This window comes from Chromobacterium sp. IRSSSOUMB001 (assembly GCF_023507765.1).
Classification (GTDB): domain Bacteria; phylum Pseudomonadota; class Gammaproteobacteria; order Burkholderiales; family Chromobacteriaceae; genus Chromobacterium; species Chromobacterium haemolyticum.
The window spans coordinates 349,312-370,258 of record NZ_JALCYU010000002.1; the positions used below are offsets into that span (position 1 = coordinate 349,312).

At 63.1% G+C, this 20,947-nt stretch carries 21 protein-coding genes; 8 read left to right on the forward strand and 13 right to left on the reverse strand.

Annotated features, from left to right (window positions below; all coding sequences use genetic code 11):
• Positions 1–46 precede the first annotated feature (46 nt).
• Positions 47–2,722, reverse strand: a complete 2,676-nt coding sequence (locus MOV80_RS03745; RefSeq protein WP_191186329.1) for a bifunctional acetate--CoA ligase family protein/GNAT family N-acetyltransferase — start codon at positions 2,720–2,722, stop codon at positions 47–49.
• On the reverse strand, positions 2,719–3,729 hold the full coding sequence (locus MOV80_RS03750; protein ID WP_019102880.1) for a cation diffusion facilitator family transporter: 1,011 nt from the start codon (positions 3,727–3,729) through the stop codon (positions 2,719–2,721). Before MOV80_RS03750 ends, MOV80_RS03745 begins: the two co-directional genes overlap by 4 nt.
• A gap of 189 nt (positions 3,730–3,918) precedes the next feature.
• On the opposite strand from MOV80_RS03750, the gene nadA reads away from it, so the two are divergent.
• From nadA to rpoS, 5 genes are all read left to right on the forward strand, one after another.
• The gene (gene nadA, locus MOV80_RS03755; RefSeq protein ID WP_107732801.1) at positions 3,919–4,836 is read left to right on the forward strand and encodes a quinolinate synthase NadA; all 918 of its coding nucleotides are present in this window, start codon (positions 3,919–3,921) and stop codon (positions 4,834–4,836) included.
• 130 nt (positions 4,837–4,966) lie between these two features.
• Entirely contained in the window at positions 4,967–5,713 is a 747-nt protein-coding gene (gene surE, locus MOV80_RS03760) for a 5'/3'-nucleotidase SurE (protein WP_019102882.1), read from the forward strand.
• Positions 5,695–6,366, forward strand: a complete 672-nt coding sequence (locus MOV80_RS03765; protein WP_019102883.1) for a protein-L-isoaspartate(D-aspartate) O-methyltransferase — start codon at positions 5,695–5,697, stop codon at positions 6,364–6,366. Before surE ends, MOV80_RS03765 begins: the two co-directional genes overlap by 19 nt.
• Complete coding sequence (locus MOV80_RS03770; protein ID WP_232060505.1) at positions 6,279–7,538, forward strand: peptidoglycan DD-metalloendopeptidase family protein; 1,260 nt, start codon at positions 6,279–6,281, stop codon at positions 7,536–7,538. The genes MOV80_RS03765 and MOV80_RS03770 overlap by 88 nt, the downstream gene beginning before the upstream one ends.
• Positions 7,539–7,587: 49 nt before the next feature.
• The gene (rpoS, locus tag MOV80_RS03775) at positions 7,588–8,535 is read left to right on the forward strand and encodes an RNA polymerase sigma factor RpoS (RefSeq protein ID WP_019102885.1); all 948 of its coding nucleotides are present in this window, start codon (positions 7,588–7,590) and stop codon (positions 8,533–8,535) included.
• A 52-nt stretch (positions 8,536–8,587) separates the two neighbouring features.
• On the opposite strand, the gene MOV80_RS03780 is transcribed toward rpoS, so the two are convergent.
• Genes MOV80_RS03780 through MOV80_RS03790 form a run of 3 tightly spaced genes read right to left on the reverse strand, consistent with a single transcriptional unit; the run spans position 8,588 to position 12,360 of the window.
• Entirely contained in the window at positions 8,588–10,525 is a 1,938-nt protein-coding gene (locus MOV80_RS03780) for a DUF3488 and transglutaminase-like domain-containing protein (RefSeq protein ID WP_249604845.1), read from the reverse strand.
• Complete coding sequence (locus MOV80_RS03785; protein WP_249604846.1) at positions 10,512–11,480, reverse strand: DUF58 domain-containing protein; 969 nt, start codon at positions 11,478–11,480, stop codon at positions 10,512–10,514. The genes MOV80_RS03780 and MOV80_RS03785 overlap by 14 nt, the downstream gene beginning before the upstream one ends.
• Positions 11,464–12,360: an AAA family ATPase gene (locus MOV80_RS03790; RefSeq protein WP_019102888.1), complete on the reverse strand. Its 897-nt coding sequence runs from the start codon at positions 12,358–12,360 to the stop codon at positions 11,464–11,466. Before MOV80_RS03790 ends, MOV80_RS03785 begins: the two co-directional genes overlap by 17 nt.
• A gap of 73 nt (positions 12,361–12,433) precedes the next feature.
• On the opposite strand from MOV80_RS03790, the gene MOV80_RS03795 reads away from it, so the two are divergent.
• Positions 12,434–13,393, forward strand: a complete 960-nt coding sequence (locus tag MOV80_RS03795) for a histone deacetylase family protein (RefSeq protein WP_019102889.1) — start codon at positions 12,434–12,436, stop codon at positions 13,391–13,393.
• Positions 13,394–13,457: 64 nt separating this feature from the next.
• Here the strand turns inward: MOV80_RS03795 and plsY are convergent, their stop codons facing one another.
• Complete coding sequence (gene plsY, locus MOV80_RS03800; protein WP_019102890.1) at positions 13,458–14,087, reverse strand: glycerol-3-phosphate 1-O-acyltransferase PlsY; 630 nt, start codon at positions 14,085–14,087, stop codon at positions 13,458–13,460.
• 73 nt (positions 14,088–14,160) lie between these two features.
• Between plsY and MOV80_RS03805 the strand changes: the two genes are divergently transcribed.
• Together MOV80_RS03805 and MOV80_RS03810 are read left to right on the forward strand one after the other, a co-directional pair.
• Positions 14,161–14,520 (forward strand): dihydroneopterin aldolase, encoded by a 360-nt coding sequence (locus tag MOV80_RS03805; protein WP_019102891.1) that lies wholly within the window; start codon positions 14,161–14,163, stop codon positions 14,518–14,520.
• Between the two features lie 72 nt (positions 14,521–14,592).
• A complete protein-coding gene (locus MOV80_RS03810; RefSeq protein ID WP_081554369.1) occupies positions 14,593–15,018 on the forward strand; it encodes a PaaI family thioesterase in 426 nt (141 codons plus the stop codon).
• A gap of 14 nt (positions 15,019–15,032) precedes the next feature.
• Here MOV80_RS03810 and MOV80_RS03815 read toward each other — a convergent pair whose 3' ends face one another.
• From MOV80_RS03815 to argC, 7 genes are all read right to left on the reverse strand, one after another.
• Entirely contained in the window at positions 15,033–15,323 is a 291-nt protein-coding gene (locus MOV80_RS03815) for a hypothetical protein (RefSeq protein WP_146176145.1), read from the reverse strand.
• A 74-nt stretch (positions 15,324–15,397) separates the two neighbouring features.
• Positions 15,398–15,790 carry a group II truncated hemoglobin gene (locus tag MOV80_RS03820; RefSeq protein ID WP_231138240.1) on the reverse strand — a complete coding sequence of 131 codons (393 nt, stop codon included), beginning with the start codon at positions 15,788–15,790 and terminating at the stop codon, positions 15,398–15,400.
• Positions 15,787–17,001 carry a formate-dependent phosphoribosylglycinamide formyltransferase gene (gene purT / locus MOV80_RS03825; RefSeq protein ID WP_200123058.1) on the reverse strand — a complete coding sequence of 405 codons (1,215 nt, stop codon included), beginning with the start codon at positions 16,999–17,001 and terminating at the stop codon, positions 15,787–15,789. The genes MOV80_RS03820 and purT overlap by 4 nt, the downstream gene beginning before the upstream one ends.
• Positions 17,002–17,110: 109 nt before the next feature.
• Positions 17,111–18,367, reverse strand: a complete 1,257-nt coding sequence (locus MOV80_RS03830) for a D-amino acid dehydrogenase (RefSeq protein WP_019102896.1) — start codon at positions 18,365–18,367, stop codon at positions 17,111–17,113.
• Between the two features lie 67 nt (positions 18,368–18,434).
• On the reverse strand, positions 18,435–19,286 hold the full coding sequence (locus MOV80_RS03835; RefSeq protein WP_019102897.1) for a CheR family methyltransferase: 852 nt from the start codon (positions 19,284–19,286) through the stop codon (positions 18,435–18,437).
• 62 nt (positions 19,287–19,348) lie between these two features.
• Complete coding sequence (gene erpA, locus MOV80_RS03840) at positions 19,349–19,681, reverse strand: iron-sulfur cluster insertion protein ErpA (RefSeq protein WP_019102898.1); 333 nt, start codon at positions 19,679–19,681, stop codon at positions 19,349–19,351.
• Positions 19,682–19,897: 216 nt separating this feature from the next.
• Complete coding sequence (argC, locus tag MOV80_RS03845; protein WP_019102899.1) at positions 19,898–20,926, reverse strand: N-acetyl-gamma-glutamyl-phosphate reductase; 1,029 nt, start codon at positions 20,924–20,926, stop codon at positions 19,898–19,900.
• Positions 20,927–20,947 lie beyond the last annotated feature (21 nt).

The following is a 20,947-nucleotide window of genomic DNA, read 5'->3' on the forward strand; positions in this document are numbered from 1 at the left end:
CCTTATCTTGCAAGCGCTTAATGCAAGACGGCTGTCAAGCCCGCCGTTACAAGCTCTTGGACACCATGGTCAGGGCCCGGTCTTCCGGGTGAGGCTCAACGGAAAACCCCAGCTTGTGCATCAGTTTCAGCATGCCCTTGTTGCCGGCCAACACCTCGCCGCGCATCACTTTCAGGCCCTGCTCGCGCGCCGCGTCGAACAAGGCGCTCATCAATAAATAACCTATGCCCTTGCCCTGCCAACGGTCGGCCACTTCCAGCGCGAACTCGCAGCCCTCGTTGTCCGGATCGGTGATGAAGCGGGCCACAGCCAGCATTTCCTCGCCGTCCTTGTGTTCCCGCGTCATCGCCAACGCCATTTCGCGGTCGTAATCCAGCTGGGTGAAACGCACCAACATGCTTTGCGACAATTGCTTGATGCTGGACAGGTAGCGGTTGTAGCGGCTTTCCTCGGACAGATTGCGCACAAACTCCTGTTGCATATCCGCATCTTCCGGCCGCACCGGCCGCACCATTACATTGGTGCCGTCGTTCAATTTGGCGCACACCACCATGTGGCTGGGATAAGGCATGATCGCCATATGGCCGTAGCGCTTCAAATCCGGCCGCCGCGGCCGCACGATGATGCGGGCGTCCAGCGCGATCACCCCCTGCTCGTCGGCCACCAACGGATTAATGTCCATTTCGCGCAGTTCCGGCAGTTCGCACACCATTTCCGACACATGCAGCAGCACATCCTCTAATTCGTCCTGATCCACCGCCGGCAGGTTCTTGAACGCCCCCAGCAACTGGCCGATGCGGGTATGGCGGATCATGCTGGCCACTAGATAACCGTTGAGCGGCGGCAGCGACAGCGCGCGGTCGTGCATCACCTCCACCGCGATGCCCCCGGCGCCGAAAGTGATCACTGGGCCGAAGGCCTCGTCGTGGGTAACGCCCACCATCACTTCACGGGCGAAGCGGCGCTTGCGCATCGGCTGCACCGAGACCCCGTCAATGCGCGCCTCCGGTCTTGCCTGCCGCGTACGGCTGATGATGGCGTCGAATGCCTCGCGCAGCGTCGCCTCGTTGCTGATGTTCAGTTCCACTCCGCCAACGTCGGACTTATAAATAATGTCCGGCGAATCGATCTTCAGCACCACAGGGTAACCAATCTTGTCGGCCTGCTTGACCGCCTCGTTGGCGGTACGCGCCAGCCGGGTGGGATTGACCGGGATCTGAAAAGCGGCCAGCACTTCCTTTGACTCCCGTTCGGACAAGATATCCCGCCCATCCTTCAGCGCGGCGGCGATGACCTTGCGCGCCTTGGCCACATCCGGATCCGCGCGCTTGCCTTCCAGCGGCCCCGGGGTCTGCAACAGCAACTGCTGGTTGCGCTGGTAGGCCGCCAGATTGCGGAATACCTCAATGCCGTACTCCGGCGCGCGGAAGTGCGCGCATTTGGCCTTGGAAAACAGTTCGCGGCTTTCCGACACCTTGGCGTCGCCCAGCCAGGACAAAAACAGCGGCTTGCTGGATTCGCGTTGCAAGCCAATCATCAACTGCGCGGTTGTCAGGTGATCCGTGCCGGCCTGCGGAGTAAACACCACCATCACGCCATCCACATTGGGATCGTCCAAACAGGCCTTCACCGCGGTGCGAAAACGCGAGGGACTGGCGTCGCCGATGATGTCAAGCGGATTGCCTCGCGACCAATTACGCGGCAAGACGCCATTGAGCAGTTCCATGGTGGCGTCGGATAGCTTGGCCAGCTCCACCCGGTTGGAATAGGCGCTGTCCGCGGCCAGCACGCCGGGGCCGATGCCGTTGGTGACGATGGCCAACCGCTTGCCGCCCACCCGGTAGTTGGCGGCAAGCACTTTGGCGGCGGTGAACAACTGGGCAATGGTGTCCACGCGCAGCACGCCTGCACGCGCCAGCGCGGCGTCGAACACATCGCCGCTTTCCACCAGATTGCTTGAGTGCGTGACCCCGGTCACCGCGTCTTCGTAACGCCCGGACTTGATCACCACCACCGGCTTGGTCCGCGCCGCGGCGCGCAAGGCAGACATGAAACGGCGCGCGTTGTGAATGTGGTGGACATGCAACAGAATGCCCTGGGTGAAGTTGTCCGCCACCAGGTAATCCAGAATTTCGCCAAAGCCGACGTCCAAGGCGTTGCCCACCGAAATCACGCTGGAAAAACCGATGCCCTTGCTGTCCGCCCAGTCCAGCATCGCCGTGCACAACGCCGACGACTGCGACACCAGCGCCAGATTGCCCGGCCTCACCTTACTGGTGTAATTGCTGGCATTGAAGCCCGCCACCGGCCGCATCAGGCCCAGCACGTTGGGCCCCAGGATGCGGATGCCGAAATGACGGCTGATCGACAGCGTCTCGTTGATGATCTCCCGCTCCAGCTGCTCGCTGTCCGCGAACTCCTTGGCCAACAGCACCGCCTTGATGCCCTTCTTGCCGCAATCCTTCATGATCGCCGGCAAAGTGCGCGTGGCGGTCACCACCACCGCCAGGTCCACGGGCTCGCTGATCTGGCGCACCGAAGCCACCGCGGGCACCCCGGCCACCACCTTGTGGTTGAGGTTGACCGGAAACAGCTTGCCCTGGAAGTTGCCCGCCAGCAGATTGGCGAACACCGCCTGCCCGATCGAGCCCGGCGTGTCGCTGGCGCCGATCACGGCGACGCTGCGAGGCGAAAACAACGGTGTCAGGTAATGCGGCCTCATTGATGCTTATCCTCGGAAATAATGGTAACCGGCACGGTTTTCCCCGCCGGCGGCGGCAGGGGCCACTCCGGCTGCAAAGTCACATGATCGATGCCGAACTCGCGCGACAGCATGCGCTGACAGGCGGCCAGGATGCGCGGCCAATCCTGCGGCGCGCTCACCTGCAAATGCGCAGACAAAGCCACGCGGTCGGCAGCCATGGTCCAGATGTGCAGATCATGCACCGACCTCACCCCGGCGATGCCGCCCAAAGCGCGACCGATGCGGTTGAAATCCAGCTCCGCCGGCACCTCTTCCATCAACACCGCCAACGACTTGCGCAACAACCTCCAAGTCGACGACAGGATCAGGCAGGCCACCAGCATGGATAAAATCGGGTCCGCCGGCGTCCAGCCAGTCCAAAACACAATAGCCCCGGACGCGATCGCGGCCAGCGAGCCTAACAAATCTCCCATGACGTGCAGCAGCGCCGCCTTGCTGTTCAGACTATGCGCGCCGCGGCTCAGAATCCACGCGGCCAGCACATTCACCATCAAGCCCGCCACCGCGATGCCCATCACGCCCAGACCGTTGACCGGGTGCGGCTCCAGCAAACGCCGCACCGCCTCCACCGCAATGAAGACGATGACGCCGAACATGAACAAGCTGTTCAGAAACGCGCCGATCACCTCCGCGCGGCCATGGCCGAAGGAATGCGACTCGTCCGCCGGACGGCGGCCTATATGCGCAACCCACAAGGCCAGCAGCAGCGATATGGAGTCTGTCAGCATGTGACCGGCGTCGGACAGCAAGGCCAGGGACCCCGTCACCCAGCCGCCCACCGCCTCCACGCAGGCAAAACCTACCGTCAGCAGCGCCACCCAGCGCAAAGCGCGCATGCTGGCGGCGCGCGCCGCGGCCCCCGTCACCCCGCCATGGGGATGACGATGCGGGTGATTGTAATCGTGCTCGTCGTCGTGCTCGCCGCCCGCCGAGCCATCATCATGCAGACTGAACCTTGACGTCATCTTGACCTCCGGCAAGCCGAATCCATCTGGCTCCGCTCCGCCGCGAGCGGCCTAACAAGAATGGACTGGCGCGGACACTACAATATTGTTAATCTTTACTGTTTAGCAATAGCTCTTTACTGCACCGCACAAAGTCGCCACGCGCCCTTGCACCAACAGAGGCCGGATGGCGGCGGGAGTCGATCCATCATGACGAAACGCGTCGTCACGCTTGCTCATTACTATACCCAGCCTGAAATCCAGCAAATGGCCGACAAGGTTGGCGACAGCCTGGAGCTTTCTTTGTACGCCAAGGAAGCCAATGCCGACATCATCGTTTTTGCCGGCGTGCGCTTCATGGCGGAAACCGCGAAAATTCTCAATCCCCAGGCGGAAGTGATTCTGCCCGACGCGGGCTCCACCTGCTCGCTGGTGACCCAGACCGACGTCGGCGCGCTGGCCAAATGGCGCAAGCAGCACCCGGATCACGTGCACGTGTCCTACATCAACTCCAGCGCCGAGCATAAAGCGCTGTCCGACTGGATCGTCACCAGCCGCAATGTCGACGACATCATTGCCCACCTGTACGCCGAAGGCAAAAAAGTGATCTTCTCGCCGGACCGCAACATGGGCGGCTACCTCAACTACCAGTACGGCTACAACATGCCGCTGTGGTCCGCGGTGTGCGAAGTGCACGACAAATTCAACGAAGCGGCGCTGGACGAGGCCTTCGCGGTTGCCGGCTCGGAAAAATATCTGATCGCCCACCCGGAAAGCCCGCTGCCGGTGCTGAAGAAGGCCGACTATGTAGGCTCCACCTCCGGCATGCTCAACTGGGTCAAGCAATTCTCCGGCAGCTCCGACGCGGTGATCTTTGTCGCTACCGAAGACGGCATCCTCTACAACATGGGCCTGGCCCGCCCAGATCTGGACCTGCGCCAGGCGCCGATCTACGCCGGCTGCCAATGCAACTCCTGTCCGTACATGAAGATGAACACCATAGAAGCGGTGAAGCGCGCGCAACAGGGCGTGGGCTTGCGCATCGACTACCTCAGCCGGGAGCAAATGGACGCGGCGCGGCTGCCGATCGAGCGCATGTTGGAATTCAGCCAGCGTTATTACGCCTGAGCCGCCTTCCCCAACCCGCCCACCGGCGGGTTTTGTTTATCGGTCTTCCACGCCGGACTTTTCCGCGTCATCGTTGGAGCGATACAATCAGCCGGGCCACCTTTGCCGGCCAAAACAATAGAAAGACAGCATGAAGTTTCTCATCAGCAACGACGACGGATATTTCGCTCCGGGACTGGCCATGCTGGCGCAAACCCTGTCCCGCCATGGCGAAGTCGTCATTGTCGCGCCGGAGCGGGACCGCAGCGGCGCCAGCAACTCCCTGACCCTGGATCGCCCCTTGACCGTGCGCAAGGCCGCCAACGGCTTTCACTACGTCAACGGCACTCCCACCGACTGCGTGCACCTCGCCGTGACCGGCATGCTGGACTTCAAACCGGACATGGTGTTCAGCGGCATCAACCACGGCCCCAATATGGGCGACGATACCTTGTACTCCGGCACCGTGGCCGCCGCCACCGAGGGCTTCATGCTGGGTATCCCCTCCATCGCGGTGTCGCTGGCGGGCTATAGCGGCCAGCACTTCGCCAGCGCCGGGCTGGTCGTCGATCAACTGGTGGAACGCTGCAAACGGACCCCGTTCCGCGAGCCGGTGCTGCTCAACGTCAATGTGCCCGACATCGCCCCGGAAGCGCTGGGCCAATTGACCGTCACCCGCCTGGGCCGCCGCCACTGCGCGCAGCCGGTGATCAAGTCTCAGAATCCGCGCGGCGAGACGATATACTGGGTAGGACCGGTCGGCAACGTGCAGGACGCCGGCGCGGGCACGGATTTCGGCGCGCTGGCCAACAACGATATTTCAGTGACGCCGCTGATGCTGGATTTAACCGCCTATGGCCAACTAGACGGAATCAAAACATGGCTACACCACAGCTGACGCCGGGCCAGCCGGCCTACGGCATGCTTTCCGACCGCACCCGACGCCGCATGGTCGAGCGATTGCGCCAAAACGGCGTGGCCGACGAACGCGTGCTGACCGCGATGTCGGACGTGCCGCGTCACCTGTTTGTAGACCAGGCGCTGGCCACCCGCGCCTATGACGACGTGTCGCTGCCCATAGGCCACGGCCAGACCATATCCCAGCCCTTCACCGTGGCGCGGATGACGGAAATCCTGTTGAATGGCAAGAAGCCGGGCAAGGTTCTGGAAATCGGCACCGGCTGCGGCTACCAGACCGCGGTGCTGCTGAAGACCGGCGCCGAGGTCTACTCCATTGAACGCTTGGGCGTCATTCTTGACAAAGCCAGACGCAATTTGCGCGCCGCCAAGCTGGTACACGCCCGCCTGGTTCACGGCGACGGGCACTTCGGCCTGGCCGAGGCCGCGCCTTTCGACGGCATCATCATGACCGCCGCCGCGCGCAACATTCCCCAGGCCTTGGTCGAACAACTCAACGACGGCGGCCGCATGATCATGCCGATAGGCGAAGAGGAACAGTACTTGTGGCTGATAGAGAAAACCGCGCAAGGCCTGCAGAAAAGCCGGCTGGACCCGGTGAAATTCGTACCCTTGCTTGCCGGACGCAGTTAAAACTGCAAAAACACAACAGTTTCTTTGTCCGACAATTTATCAAATCACTTAAACAGACTATAAAAAACAAAAGTATGCTAAAAATGCATTGCAGCTATGCATATATATTCACGGCCTCGATCGGCATCGCTCTGAGCGGATGCAGCAGCATCGTCCAGCAGCCGGCCCCCGTGGAAAGCGCAACACCTGCCGCCACTCGCAACGCGCCGCCTTCGGCGCCCGTCGCTACAACCGGCAGCGGTGCGGCGGTGGCAACGCCGTACCAAGATAACGGAGGAGTGTCCGCCGCGCCGATAGGTTCCGCCTCGGCAGCGGGCGCGACAACAAGAGAAAAGACCCATGTGGTTCAGCCGGGGGAGAATCTGTTCCGCATCTCCCTGAACAACGGCCTGAAATACAAGGATGTCGCGGCCTGGAACAACCTGCCGGACAACAATATCAAAGTAGGACAAGTGCTGCGCTTGACCCCGCCCGGCGGAGACGCCTCCCCGGCGGCCAGCGCCGGCCAGCCGACGGCGGCCGCCGCGCCGGCCCAGTCAAGCGCTCCGGTGGAAAGCGCAACTGTCCAAGCTGGCGGTGTCAAGGCCTACCCCAAAGCCCTGAAACTGCCTTATAGCGCAGAAGCAGCAAAATCCTTGTCCGCCCAGAGCGAGGGTGGACCGGGCAACAACAAGAACGCTCAAGCCCCGATCAGCTCCGCCGGCTCGCCGGCGGCGGCAAGCGCTCCGGCCAAGGCCGAAGCCCCGGCGGCGACGCCGTCCGGCAAGCCAGAGGCCAGCAAGCCCGCGGCGAAAGCGGACGAAGACGCGGTGCCGTGGCTATGGCCTACCGAAGGCAAGATGATCCGGGGGTATTCCGATAGCAGCAAGGGCATAGACATCAGCGGCCGTAGCGGCCAGCCGGTGTTGGCGGCGGGAGACGGCAAAGTGGTGTACAGCGGCACGGGCCTGCGCGGCTACGGCAAGCTGATCATCATCAAGCACAATAAATCCTTCCTGTCGGCCTACGCCCACAATAGCCAGTTGCTCGTAAAGGAGGGCCAGTCTGTCAAGCGAGGGCAGAAGATTGCCGAAATGGGCAATTCCGACGCCGACCAAGTGAAACTGCACTTTGAAATCCGCCGCCTCGGTAAACCGGTGGATCCGATGCAGTACCTTGACCATAAGTCCTGACGGGCGGCCGGGGCCCCCGTCCAGGATCAGAAAGAGACGGGGGTAGAACATGAGTAGCGAACTCGACATTCTCGAAGAGCAAGAAATTCTCGACGAGGAAAGCAATGAGGAAGCCGTTGCTGAAGTGGAGGCAGAGGAAGTCGGCGAAGCGCAGCCGGTATACGAAGAAGTTGCCGACGTCACCCAAATCTACCTCAACGATATCGGCAACAACGCTCTGTTGACGCCGCAGGAAGAACTGGCTCTGGCCCGCCGCGTGGTGGCCGGCGAGTTCGAAGCGCGGCAAAAGATGATCGAACACAATCTGCGGCTGGTGGTGAACATCGCCAAGCATTACATCAACCGCGGCCTGGCGCTGCTGGATCTGATCGAGGAAGGCAATATCGGTCTGATGCACGCGCTGGAGAAGTTCGATCCGGAGCGCGGCTTCCGCTTCTCCACCTATGCCACCTGGTGGATTCGCCAGAGCATAGAACGCGCCATCATGAATCAATCTCGCACCATCCGCCTGCCGGTGCATGTGATCAAGGAGCTCAACGTTTATCTACGCGCCTCGCGCCACCTGGAAAGCCAGATCGGCCGCGAGCCGACGCTGGATGAAATCGCCCATCTGGTGGGCAAGCCGGTGGACGATGTGCGCAAGGTGATGAACCTCAACGAGCGCATGGCCTCGCTGGACGCGCCGCTGGATATCGACCCGATGCTGTCGATCGGCGAGTCCATTCCGGACGAGCAGCATGACGAGCCGGAAATCCAGTTGCACAACAGCCAGTTGGAACACTTCGTCCATGAATGGCTGGGCCAACTGAACGAGAAGCAAAAACTGGTGATCGAGCGCCGCTACGGCCTCAACGGCTACGAGATCTGCACGCTGGAAGAGTTGGCCGCCGCACTGAGCCTGACCCGCGAACGCGTGCGCCAGATCCAGATTGAAGGCCTGGAACAACTACGCCGCATCCTGCGCCGCAAGGGCATCTCCAAGGACTTTCTGTTGTAGCTCGCGACAGCGTCATTCGCCGCCAGCAGCCCCCGGTTTCCCGGGGGCTTCGTTATTTGCGCGCCAGACGAAAACGGCGGCAGCGGCGCAGCCAGTCCATATGCCGAGCGGCGTCTACGGCGCGCGAACGATAGCGCAAGGCCACGTAATCATTCACCAGCGCCTTCAGCTGTCGGTATTCCGCATCCGCCAAACCGGGTTTGGCGCGGCGCAGCAACTCCAAAGGACCATCGCAAGAGCTGGCCTCAATCCGGCGCCGGCGCAGTTGCTCCAACAGCAGCCTCCATCCCCGCGCCATCGGCTCCTCTCGCCCGCGGCCCCGCCGCCACCACCAAGCCAAGGGCAGCCCCGCCAGCAAGACGCCGACAAACAAAGCCTGCAATACGCTGGTCGCGCTTACGCCTTCCCCCAGCCCCAAGCGTTGAAACACGTTACGCTGCCGAGCGGCGTCGTAGCCCACCACCCATTGCTGCCAGGCAAAGCCCGCCGCTTGCCAGTTTTGACGTAAATTACGCAACCAGGCCGGCGGCAGGCCCGTCACCCCGCCTTCCTTCAACGCCGGCACAGCTTGTTCCGCGCCGTCCGCTAGACGCAGCGGCGCCACCGCGCCGGTGGGATCGACGCGCAACCATTGTCGGCTCCCCGCCAGCCAAATCTCCACCCAAGCGTGAGCGTCGGACGACTTCACTTGCCAGAAACGCCCCACCGGGTTGTATTCGCCGCCCTGATAACCGACGACAATCCGCGCCGGCATACCGGCGGCGCGCGCCAGAAATGCCAATGCCGACGCGTAATGCTCGCAAAAACCTTGCCGGCTGGAAAACAGGAATTGATCGATCTCGTCTTGCTGGTCCAACAACGGCGGATTCAACGTGTAGCGAAAGCCCTGACTTCGAAACGCCTGCAAGGCGGCCTGCACGAAAGCGCCCTCCCCGCTCGCCGCCAACTCTCTCGCCCAAGCGCGCGCTCGGGAATTGCCGGGCGGCAAGCGCAGGTAAAGCGCTCGCTCGGCGTCGGACAAAACCGCCTGGTAGCGCGCGCCTAAGCGGCTGACGGCGTAAAAGCGCTGCGTCCTTCTGTCCTTGCCGTCTCCGCGCAACACCATGCCGTATCGCAAACTTGACGCGCCCTCGCCCGGCTGCGGCACATCCAGCGCCGGCACGCGCCCCTTGTCCGGCTCCAGCGTGATCGCGTACTCCACCGCCTCGCCGCCGCTGACGCTCTCCTCCGCCTCGCCGCGCGCCTCGCCGCCGCTCCAGCGGCTGCCGTCGAAACGGTCCAGCAACAAGACCCGCCAGTACATCTGCGCCCGCTGCGGCGGCCGCTGCGGGAACACAACGGAAAACGCCGGCTCCCGGCTCAGAATCAGCTGACTGACGCTGCCCGGCGCCAAACTGTCACCCAGACCGCTGACCGCCTGCCTGCCCGGTTCGCTGGGCATGCTCCACAGCGGGCCGGATAGCCGCGGCATGACTACGAACAAGACCAGCATCAAGGGCAGCGCCAGGCCTAAGGCCGACGCGGCCGAACGCAGGCTGCCTCGCCACGGCGCGCCCTCCAGCGCCGCCATCGCGCCGGTCAGCGCCAACAGGCTCAGAGCCAGCCAGACCGCAGCCACCGGCGACTGATCAAACAGCAAGGGCATGGCGGCCAGAAACACCCCCAGGGCGATCAACACCCGCCAATCCCGCAGTTGAGCGCACTCCTGCGCCTTGAAGCCCAGCAGCAGCAGCAAAATGCCGACGCCGCCCTCTCGCCCCACCAAAGTGCCGAGCGTTCGCCAGGACAGCCAGGCGGCCAAGAGCAGCGGCGGCAACAGCCACCAGAACGCCGGAGGCGCTCTGCGCCGCCAGACCAAGACCGCCTTTCCCAGCAATAAGGCAAAGGCCAAGGCGACCAGCCAGAACGGCAGATGCAACCATAGCGGCGCGGCGCTCAGGGCTACCGCCGCCAGCGTCGGCCACACCCTGCCGCGATCAGGGACGCTCATCGCCGCGCTCCAGATACAAAGCCAGGGCCGTCAGCGCCAATAAACGCTGTTGCGGTTGCGGGCCCACGCTGCGTGTCGGCAGCTTCAGCACATAAGGTTGGCGCAGGCGCTCGCATTGCTCGACGCGCCAAGCCAAGCGCGACAGCTTGAGCTCCACGTCGCCGCCACGGCCGTAATCCTGCCAATCCAAAGCCAGCAAGCCGGCGCGCCCTTCCCCGGCAAATTGCTTGCTGACCAACGCGCCTCTGCGCGCCAGCACTTTCCAGGCAATGCGGCGCGGCGAATCCCCGACTCGATACGCGTCCAGATGAGAGAAGTCCTCTTCCTCGCCCGGCTGATCGCTGGGCTGATCGCCGCCGCCCAGGCTGCGGCCGCGCTGGCCGTCCTGCAGAGGGGCGGGAAACAACAGCGCCTGAGCCCTCAGCCTGACCCAAGCGCTGGCGCGCACCAGACCAAACGGCGCCTCGCTCCAGATCTGACAGGCCGGCAAAGCCATATAACCGCGCCGGCTGCCGCAGACGCTCAGTTCCACCTCGAACTCCGCGCCGCCGGGCAGCCGTTCAATCCGGGTCTCCACGCCATCCTCAAGCGCCAAGCTCAGTTGACGCTCGCCGTCGTCCTCATGCCGCAGCAACACGCGAAAACGCGCGGCATCGCTAGCGAAGACGGGCTCCGCGTCCAGCGCGCGCAGCTGCAGACCGGCCAATTGCCGGTAAGCCAGCAGCACCGCCACCAGCAGCAAGCCGGCCACCCAGAACGATAAGGCGTAGGCCAGACTGACGTCGTAGTTCAATGCGCCTATCCACACCGCCAGCGCCACCAGGCCAAGCGTCAGGCCAAAACGGGTGGGCAACAGATAGATCCGGTTTTGTTCCAGCCGGCACTGCGGCTGCGGCTGCGCGCGGCGCAGCATCCATTGCCGCAGACGGCGGCGCGGATCAAGGGATGGGAACATGGGCGAGCAGGCCGCTGGCGGCGTCGCCGCCATTGCCGCCTAACAGGCGATGGCCGGCTACGCTGGGAAAAACCGCTTTCACGTCCTCCGGCAACACGTGATCGCGCCCTTCCAGCAAAGCCCAGGCGCGCGCCGCGGCCGCCAGCGCCAAACCCGCGCGCGGGCTCAGCCCCGAGGCGAAGCGGCTGTCCCGGCGCGTGGCCTCCACCAAAGCCAGCACATAGCCGGCCAAGGCCGGGCTCACGGTCAACTGCGCGGCCTGACGCTGCAGCGCGACCAAGTCGCCGGGACGCAAGGCCGGCACCAGTTGAGCCAGCAGTTGACGGCGGTCTTCGCCTTGCAGCAAGGCCAGTTCGGCCTCGCGCGGCGGATAGCCCAGCGAAATGCGCATCAGGAAGCGGTCCTGCTGCGACTCCGGCAAGGGGAAGGTGCCGGCCTGTTCCGCCGGGTTCTGGGTGGCGATGACGAAGAAGGGCTCGGGCAAGGGATAGGTCGCGCCGTCGACCGAAACCTGGCGCTCTTCCATCGCCTCCAGCAAGGCGGATTGCACCTTGGGCGACGCGCGATTGATCTCGTCGGCCAGCAGCACCTGGGAAAACACCGGCCCCTGATGGAAGTGGAAGGAGGCGGAATCTCGCTGGTAGATATTGACGCCCAGAATGTCCGAAGGCAGCAGATCGCTGGTGAACTGTACCCGACGGTACTCCAGGCCCAGCACCCCGGCCAGGCCGTGCGCCAGCGTGGTCTTGCCCACGCCGGGAACGTCCTCGATCAGCAAATGGCCGCGAGCGATCAAGCAGGTCAAGGCCAGGCGAATCGCCTGCGGCTTGCCCAGGATCAGCTGATTCAGTTGACGATACGCAATGGAGAGAGATTGCATTTGCACCCGCTTACGCGCACTATTTATCGATATCACATATCCCGCGCCCATTGTACGCAACAAGGAATCGCACGTGTTGACCTGGCTGAAAAATCGCTTGCAACGCTCTGGGCTCACCGCCTACATCACCCACCCGGACTGTCTGCAGCACAATATGGGCGTGGGCCACCCGGAATGCCCGGAGCGCCTGATCGCCATCCGCGACCAGCTCATGGCCTCGCAGATACTGGACGGGCTGCAGGAAATCGAAGCGCCGGAGGTCACCGAACAACAACTGGCGCGCGTGCATCCTCCGCACTATCTCGAATATCTGGAGTCCTGCTCTCCCAGCATAGGCACTTTTCGCGTGGATCCGGACACCGCGATGTCCGCCGGCACGCTGCAAGCCGCCCGGCGCGCCGCCGGCGCCGTGGTCAAAGCGGTGGAGCTGGTGGCCGAGGACAAGGCGCCCAACGCCTTCTGCGCGGTGCGCCCGCCTGGCCACCACGCCGAAAGCGGCAAGGCGATGGGCTTCTGTTTCTTCAACAATCTGGCCATCGGCGTCACCCACGCGCTGTCCCACTATCAGTTCGAACGGGTGGCGGTGATCGACTTCGACGTCCATCACGGCAACGGCACCGAGGAAATCCTGCGCGACGATCCCAGGGTGCTGATGGTGTCCGTCTTCCAGCATCCGTTCTACCCCTATTGCGGCGACGCGCCGCTGGGCCCCAACATGCACAATGTGCCGCTGAAGGCAGGCAGCGGCGGCCGCGAGTTCCGCGAAGCGGTGGAGACGGTCTGGCTGCCACTATTGCACGACTTCCAGCCGCAGATCCTGTTCATCTCCGCCGGCTTCGACGCCCACCGCGAAGATGATATGGGCTCTCTGGGGCTAGTGGAGGCCGATTACGAGTGGGTGACCCGCCACCTGATGCAGATTGCCGATCTCTACGCCGACGGCCGCGTGGTGTCGGTGCTGGAAGGCGGCTACGACCTGTCGGCGCTGGGCCGCAGCGTGGCCGCCCACCTGCGGGTGCTGTCCGACGGCTGATCCTGGCTGCTCAAAAACAAAAGGCCGTCGCAATTGACGGCCTTTATGTTTGGCGGAACACCGTTCAGGAGGAGCTCTTGTCGGTGCCCTTGCCGCCTATCTTGTCCTCTTGTCCCGTCAGGAGCTTGATCAGATTGGACTTATGGCGATGCACCACCAGAATGGCGATGATGATGCAGCTGCCGAAATAAACGCTTTGCGGCCCGACAATGAAGTAAGCGTATACCGGTGTAAGCACACAGGCGACGATGGCGGACAGCGAGGAGATTTTCAGCACGAAAGCGACAAACAACCAGGTGGCCAATGCCGCCAGCGCCAGCCACGGGCTAAAGCCCAGCAATACCCCCACCGCGGTGGCCACGCCCTTGCCCCCCTTGAAACCGAAGAACACCGGCCACATGTGGCCGATCAGCACCGCCAGCGCCGACATCGCGATAGCCTGCTCGCCCAGGCCGTATTGCGGGCCGAACCAGGCGGTCAACGCTACCGCCACCCAGCCCTTGACCCCGTCGCCGAGCAAGGTCAGCACCGCCGCCAGCTTTTTACCGCTGCGCAACACATTGGTGGCGCCCGGGTTGCCGGAGCCGTAACTGCGCGGGTCGGCCATGCCCATGGCCTTGCTGACAATCACCGCGAACGAGAGCGAGCCAATCAGATAAGCCGCAACAACAAAGGCAAAAGCTGTCGTGGTCATGGTGTATCCATTAGAATAGAAGGCTTCGGATTTTACGGTATCGGGCGGCAAACCCCAACTCCCAGACAAACTGATGGACATCATATTCCTGCGCGAAGTGCGCGCCGACACCATTATCGGTGTCTACGAATGGGAGCGGAAAGCCCCGCAAACCATTGAAATCGACCTGGAAATCGGCATTCCCAGCGAAGCGCCCTGTCACAGCGACAATATCGGCGACACCATACATTACGGTGTCGTGGTGGAGCGCTTGCGCAAGGCGCTGGCGGAGCAGCATTTCCTGCTGCTGGAAGCGCTGGCGGAGTACATCGCCAAGGTGATCCGCGAGGACTTCGGCGCGCCTTGGGCCAGGGTATCGGTTACCAAGCTGGGCATTCTGCCCGGCGTCAAACGCGTCGGCGTCCTGATCGAACGCGGCCACCGCCCGCGCTGAGTCCAAGCTCCGGGCATTGACGTCCGGGCCCCGGCGCTTGATGATGTTTACATCACAGCGCCGGAGCGCCCCATGCCTCGTCTATCCGTCCCGGAATTCCAAAGCCTGATCGATCAGGAACTGCCCTTGGTCCGCCTGTTCGGCATTCGGACCGAGTCCATTGCCGACGGCGGCGCGGTGTTGCGCATGCACTTCAACCCGGACCTGATCCGGCCCGGCGGGACCATCGCCGGGCCCGCCCTGATGGCGCTGGCCGACGCCACGCTGTACGCAGTAGTGTTGGGGATGATAGGCAGAGTGGAGCTGGCCGTCACCACCAGCCTCAACATCAACTTCCTGCGTAAGCCGCCGCCGGCGGACGTGATTGCGGAAGGCCGCATCCTGAAGCTGGGCAAACGGTTGGCGGTGGGAGAGGTCTTGCTGTTGTCGGCCGAGCTGGAAGAACCGGTGGCCCATGTCACCGGCACCTACTCGATTCCGCCGCTGTCAGGAAGCTGAGGCGGCTGCGGGCCTCAGTCGGTGTTCACTTTCAAACGCAGGCCAAACTGCTTGGGCGTCAAACGCAAGGACAGCTGAGCTTGCTTGTTCAGGTCCAGCACAGGGGACAGCGACAGACGGTTGCTGACCGCTTCGCGCTCAAAGCGCAAACCACCGATGGCGATGTCCTTGCCAACGCTCCGAGGCGCGGACTTGACCCCCTCGTCGGACGGCGAGGCGCAAGCCCAGGCTTGCGGCAGACACGCCTCAGCAACGCCCGCGCATCCCCACAAGCCCAGCCACAATATCAACAACTTGCACGCCATGCGCTCCATCTCCGCCAGATGAAATGCGAGAACCTCCTCTCATCATGGACACTGGCGCGCCGGCTGCAAGTTTTTTATTGATTGCGCATGAAATCGGCGGTGTTATGGAAAGCCTCGATCAGCTTTTGTTTCAGCCAATCCTCGGCCACCAGTTCGTCCACCGCGCGGCTCATGCAGGACATCCACTGATCCCGCGCCGCCTCGTCCACCGCAAAAGGCATATGGCGCATGCGCAGCCGCGGATGACCAAAGGCTTCCATGTACAAGGAAGGGCCTCCCAGCCAGCCGGACAGGAACATGAACAGCTTCTGGCGCGAACCGCTCAGGTCCTGCGGGTGCATATCGCGCAGCGGCTTGACCGCCGGATCGCTATCCATGATGTCGTAAAAACGGTCAGTCAACCAACGCACCACGCCTTCGCCGCCCAATAATTGATAGGGCGTCATTTCCCGCACTTCATCGCTCACGCTTTATTCCCCGTCGTCGGCCGCACCAGCGCGGCCGCCGTTCTGGCCCGTTCGCGGGCCTGTTCCACCGTGTCCGCCGTAGCCAGAGCCACGCCCATGCGGCGCTTCAAATAACTTTCCGGCTTGCCGAATAAACGCAAGTCCGCCCCCGGCACTCGCAAGGCGGCATCCACGCCGTCAAAGGCGATGCCCGCCTCGTCCAGGCCGCCGTATATCACCGCCGAGGCGCCGGCGCTAAACAACGCGGCGTCCACCGGCAGCCCCAGAATGGCCCGCGCGTGCAGTTCGAATTCGGACCAGCGCTGAGTCGCCAGCGTCACCAAACCGGTGTCGTGCGGCCGCGGGCTCACTTCGGAGAACCATACCTGATCGCCCTTGATGAATAGCTCCACGCCAAACAAGCCTCGGCCGCCCAGCGCATCGGTTACCGCCTTGGCCACCTCGCGCGCGCGCAATAAGGCCAACTCGCTCATAGGCTGAGGCTGCCAGCTTTCCACGTAATCGCCGCTGCGCTGCAAATGACCGACCGGCGCGCAGAAATGCGTGGCGATGCCGCCTGCCTCGTCCGTCGCGCGCACGGTCAACTGAGTGATTTCATAATCGAAATCGATGAAGCCCTCGACAATCACTCTGCCCTTGTCCACTCGGCCGCTGCTGGCGGCGTACTGCCAGGCCTTGGCCACGTCCTCCGGCCCGCGCAACAGGGATTGCCCCTTGCCGCTGGACGACATCACCGGCTTCACCAGGCAGGGGTAGCCGATACCGTCGTCTATCGCGGCTTGCAACTCTTCCAAACTGGACGCGAACGCGTACGGCGAGGTGGGCAGCCCCAGCTCCTCCGCCGCCAGTCTGCGTATTCCTTCGCGGTTCATCGTCAAGTGGGCGGCGCGCGCGGTGGGAATCACCTCGGCCAGGCCATCCGCCTCAATACGCAGCAGCTCGTCGGTGGCGATGGCCTCGATCTCCGGCACGATCAGATGCGGGCGCACTTGCTCCACCAGCCGGCGCAAGGCCGCGGCGTCCGACATGTCGATCACATGGCTGGCGTGGGCCACCTGCATCGCCGGCGCGCCGGCGTAACGATCCACGGCGACGGTTTCCACTCCCAGCCGCTGCAAGGCGATCACCACTTCCTTGCCCAGCTCCCCGCTGCCCAACAACATCACCCTGACGGCACTGCGACTTTGCGGCGTTCCGATACGCATGACGATCTTTCCTGGATATGAATGGCTTAGCCCGCCGGAGGCGGACGATGGGAATCCGAATCGGCGCGATTTTACCATGCGTCGGGCATCGACTCGCTTCAGTTGAGCCTATCGCTCAAGCACGGCAAAACTCAAAATCCAACGCTGGCGTTTCGCCGCTGATGATCTCGGCCAGCGCGCGCCCGGAGCCTGCGCCTTCGGTCCAACCCAAGGTGCCGTGGCCGGTATTCAGATACAAACGCCTCAAGCGGCTGGGGCCGATCAGCGGCACATTGCCCGGCGTGGCCGGCCGCAGGCCGCTCCAGAAACGGGCGCGCTCCCAATCACAAGCGTCGCCGAACAAGGCGCGGCCGCGCTGCAGCAACAAATCGCAACGCCTCGGCTCAAGGTGGGTGGAATAGCCGGATAGCTCAGCAGTGCCGGCGATGCGCAATTCGTTGCCCAGCCGCGACACCACCACCTTGTGGGCCTCGTCTGTAATGCTGGTCAAGGGCGCGGCGGCCGCATCCAGAATCGGCAGAGTAGCGGAATAGCCCTTGGCCGGGTACACCGGCAGGCGCAAACCGGCCTGCGCCGCCAGCAATGGCGAATAAGAGCCCAGCGCCAAAACATAGGCGTCTGCCTCAATCCGCCCGTAAGCGCCGTCAGCGGCGGTAACGGACACTCCGCTCACCGCGCCGTCGGCGCACTCCAGCGCATTGATCCGCGTCTGAAAGCGGAACTCCACGCCACGCAGCGCACAGGCCTGGGCCAGAGCGACGGTGAAGAGATGCACGTTGCCGGACTCGTCGTCCGGGCTCCAGCACGCGCCGCTCAGCTTGGGCTGAATGCGCGCCAAGGCCGGCTCCCTCTCCAACGCCTGCAGCGGCGTCAGCAGGCTTTTTTCCACACCCAGCGCGCGCATCCGTTCGCAGACGTTCCGGGCCTGCGCCAGTTCCGCCGGCGAAAACAGCAAAGTCAGGATGCCCCGCTGCAACTGCTGGTAATCGATGCCCAATTCCCGGCGCAAGCCGCGCAGCGTATCGCGGCTGTACAGGCCAAGCGCCACCATCTGGCGCATATTGCGCTCGCTGCGCCCCGGCATGCATTCACGCAGGAAATCCAAACCCCAGCGCCATTGCCTCGCATCCAGCCGCGGCCGGAACAACAGCGGCGCGTCATCGCGCAACAGCCAACTCAATACCCTCCACGGCGCGCGCGGATTGGCCCAAGGCTCGGACTGACTGACCGAAATCTGGCCGCCATTGGCGAAACTGGTTTCTCTCGCCGCGCCGCTGGCACGGTCCACCACCACCACTTGGTGGCCCCTCTCCGCCAAGAACCAGGCGGTGGATACGCCGATGACGCCGGCGCCTAGGACAACTACTCTCATCGACTCTCCACAAAAGCCAATGGGCAAGACCCGCTTGCCCATTAGCCTTGCCAGCCGCGATCTGCCGTTACGGCTTCTTCGCGTGCTCGTAAACCGTCTTGCCGCGCAGATGGAAATAGTCCGACGCGAAATAGAAATTCTCGGAATGACCGACGAACAGCAGGCCGTCCGGCTTCAAAAGCGGCGCAAAGCGCTTTAGCACGCCAAACTGGGTGTCGCGATCGAAGTAAATCATGACGTTGCGGCAGAAAATGGCATCGAACTGACGTTTAACCGACCAGTTGCTCTCCACCAGGTTCAAACGCTGAAAGGTGATCATATTGCGCAGCTGGGCCTTGGCCTGGAAGCTGCCGTCCGGCTGCTTGTCGAAGTACTTCGCGGCGTAACCGGGCGGCAGGCGCGCCACTTTGTCGGCGGCGTAAATGCCCTTGCGCCCGGTTTCCAGCACGCTGGTGTCCAAGTCGGTGGCCAGCACGCTGATGCGCGCGCCCGGCACCGCCTCCAAGGCGGTGATCGCCAGCGAGTATGGCTCTTCCCCGGTGGACGACGCCGCGCACCAGATCGCCAGTTCTCCGCCTGCCGTCGCTTTCTTCTTCAGATGCTCGGCCAGCAGCGGGAAATGATGTTCTTCGCGGAAGAAGAAAGTCAGATTGGTGGTCAGCGCGTTGACGAACTGTTCAAACTCGCGCTTGCCGCTGATCGACTCCAGAAAATCGACGTAGGCGGCGAAACCGGGAAGCTTCAGCTCGCGAATGCGACGCACCAGGCGGCCGTAAACCATGTCTTTCTTCGACGGGTTCAACGAAATGCCCGCTTCCTTGTAGATCAGTTTGCGAATGCGCTCGAAGTCGGCATCGCTAAACGCGAATTCACGCGTGAATTCGATCTTCGGCAAGACGACGGGTGGCAGCTTATTCATTTTGTTGTCCCCATAAAAAAGGCCCGGGCAATAGCCCGAGCCTGTATTCTACCGCGTCCGGATCACACCGAGAACGACGAACCACAACCGCAGGTGGTGGTGGCGTTCGGATTGCGGATCACGAACTGGGAGCCCTCCAGGCTTTCCTGGTAATCGATCTCGGCGCCGACCAGATACTGGTAGCTCATCGGATCCACCAGGAAGGTCACGCCTTGTCTCTCTATAGCGGTATCGTCTTCATTTGCGATTTCGTCAAATGTGAAACCGTACTGGAAGCCGGAGCAGCCGCCGCCGGTCACGAAGACGCGCAGTTTCAGATCGGGATTGCCTTCCTCGGCGATCAGCTCCTGCACCTTGGAACAAGCGCTTTGGCTGAAGTTGATCGGGGACGGCATTTCAGTTGCAGCATTAGTCATGTCAAACCTCGCAATTCAGTTCCGGGGCCTCGAGAAACCCGCCAACAGTCCACAGCGGCCTGGCTGCGCGCGCTGCGGTTTCTCAAACCCCTTCTCAAGCCGGCAGAGCGGCATTCACCCACTATTTTAGTCGGATATTGGGGCCGATGGCGAGTCTTCAAGCGAACTAGTTCTTTCCGCGCATGCGCGGGTGTCTCATGGCAGCAAGGGAACGATGCCCAACCCCGCCTGTTCCGGCAGCCCAAACATCAAGTTCATGTTCTGTACCGCCTGACCCGCCGCGCCCTTGACCAGATTGTCTATCACCGACAACACCACCACGGTGTCGCCGCCCTGCGGCCTGTGCGCGGCGATGCGGCACACATTGGCGCCTCGCACCGAGCGCGTCTCCGGATGGCTGCCGGCCGGCAGCACGTCGACGAAGGCTTCGCCCTCGTAGCGGCGCTCGAAGAGCGCCTGCACATCAACGTCGGCCGTCAACCGCGCGTACAGCGTGGCGTGGATGCCGCGTATCATCGGCGTCAGGTGCGGCACAAAAGTTAGCCCCACAGGCTGAGCAGCCGCACGGCCCAGGCCCTGACGGATTTCAGGCAGATGGCGGTGGCCTGCCACGCCGTAAGCCTTGAAAGAGTCTCCGGCCTCGGCCAGCAAGGCGCCCACTTCCGCCTTGCGCCCGGCGCCGGACACGCCGGACTTGCAGTCGGCGATCAGGCTGGACAGCTCCACCGCGCCGGCTTCGATCAAGGGCAGGAAGCCCAGCTGTACCGCGGTCGGATAGCAGCCCGGATTCGCCACCAGTCGCGCGCCGCGTATGGCCTCGCGGTTGATTTCCGGCAGCCCGTACACCGCTTCGGCCACCAGATCCGGCGAGCCGTGGCTCATGCCGTACCATTTTTCCCACTCGGCGACATCCTGGATCCGATAATCGGCGGCCAGGTCCACCACCCGCACGCCGGCGGCCAGCAGTTCGCGCGCCTCGTTCATCGCAATACCGTTGGGTGTGGCGAAAAACACCACATCGCAGTCCTGCAGCCGGGCTTCGTCGGGAGTGGAAAACGCCAGATCGATGCGACCTCGCAAGCTGGGAAACAAGTCGGCCACCTTCATGCCGGCCTCCTTGCGCGAGGTGACCGCGGTCACGCGCGCCGACGGATGGCCTGCCAGCAAGCGCAGCAATTCGACACCCGTGTAACCGGTGCCCCCGACGATTCCCACCTTGATCATGCCCATTCCTTTATATAAAAC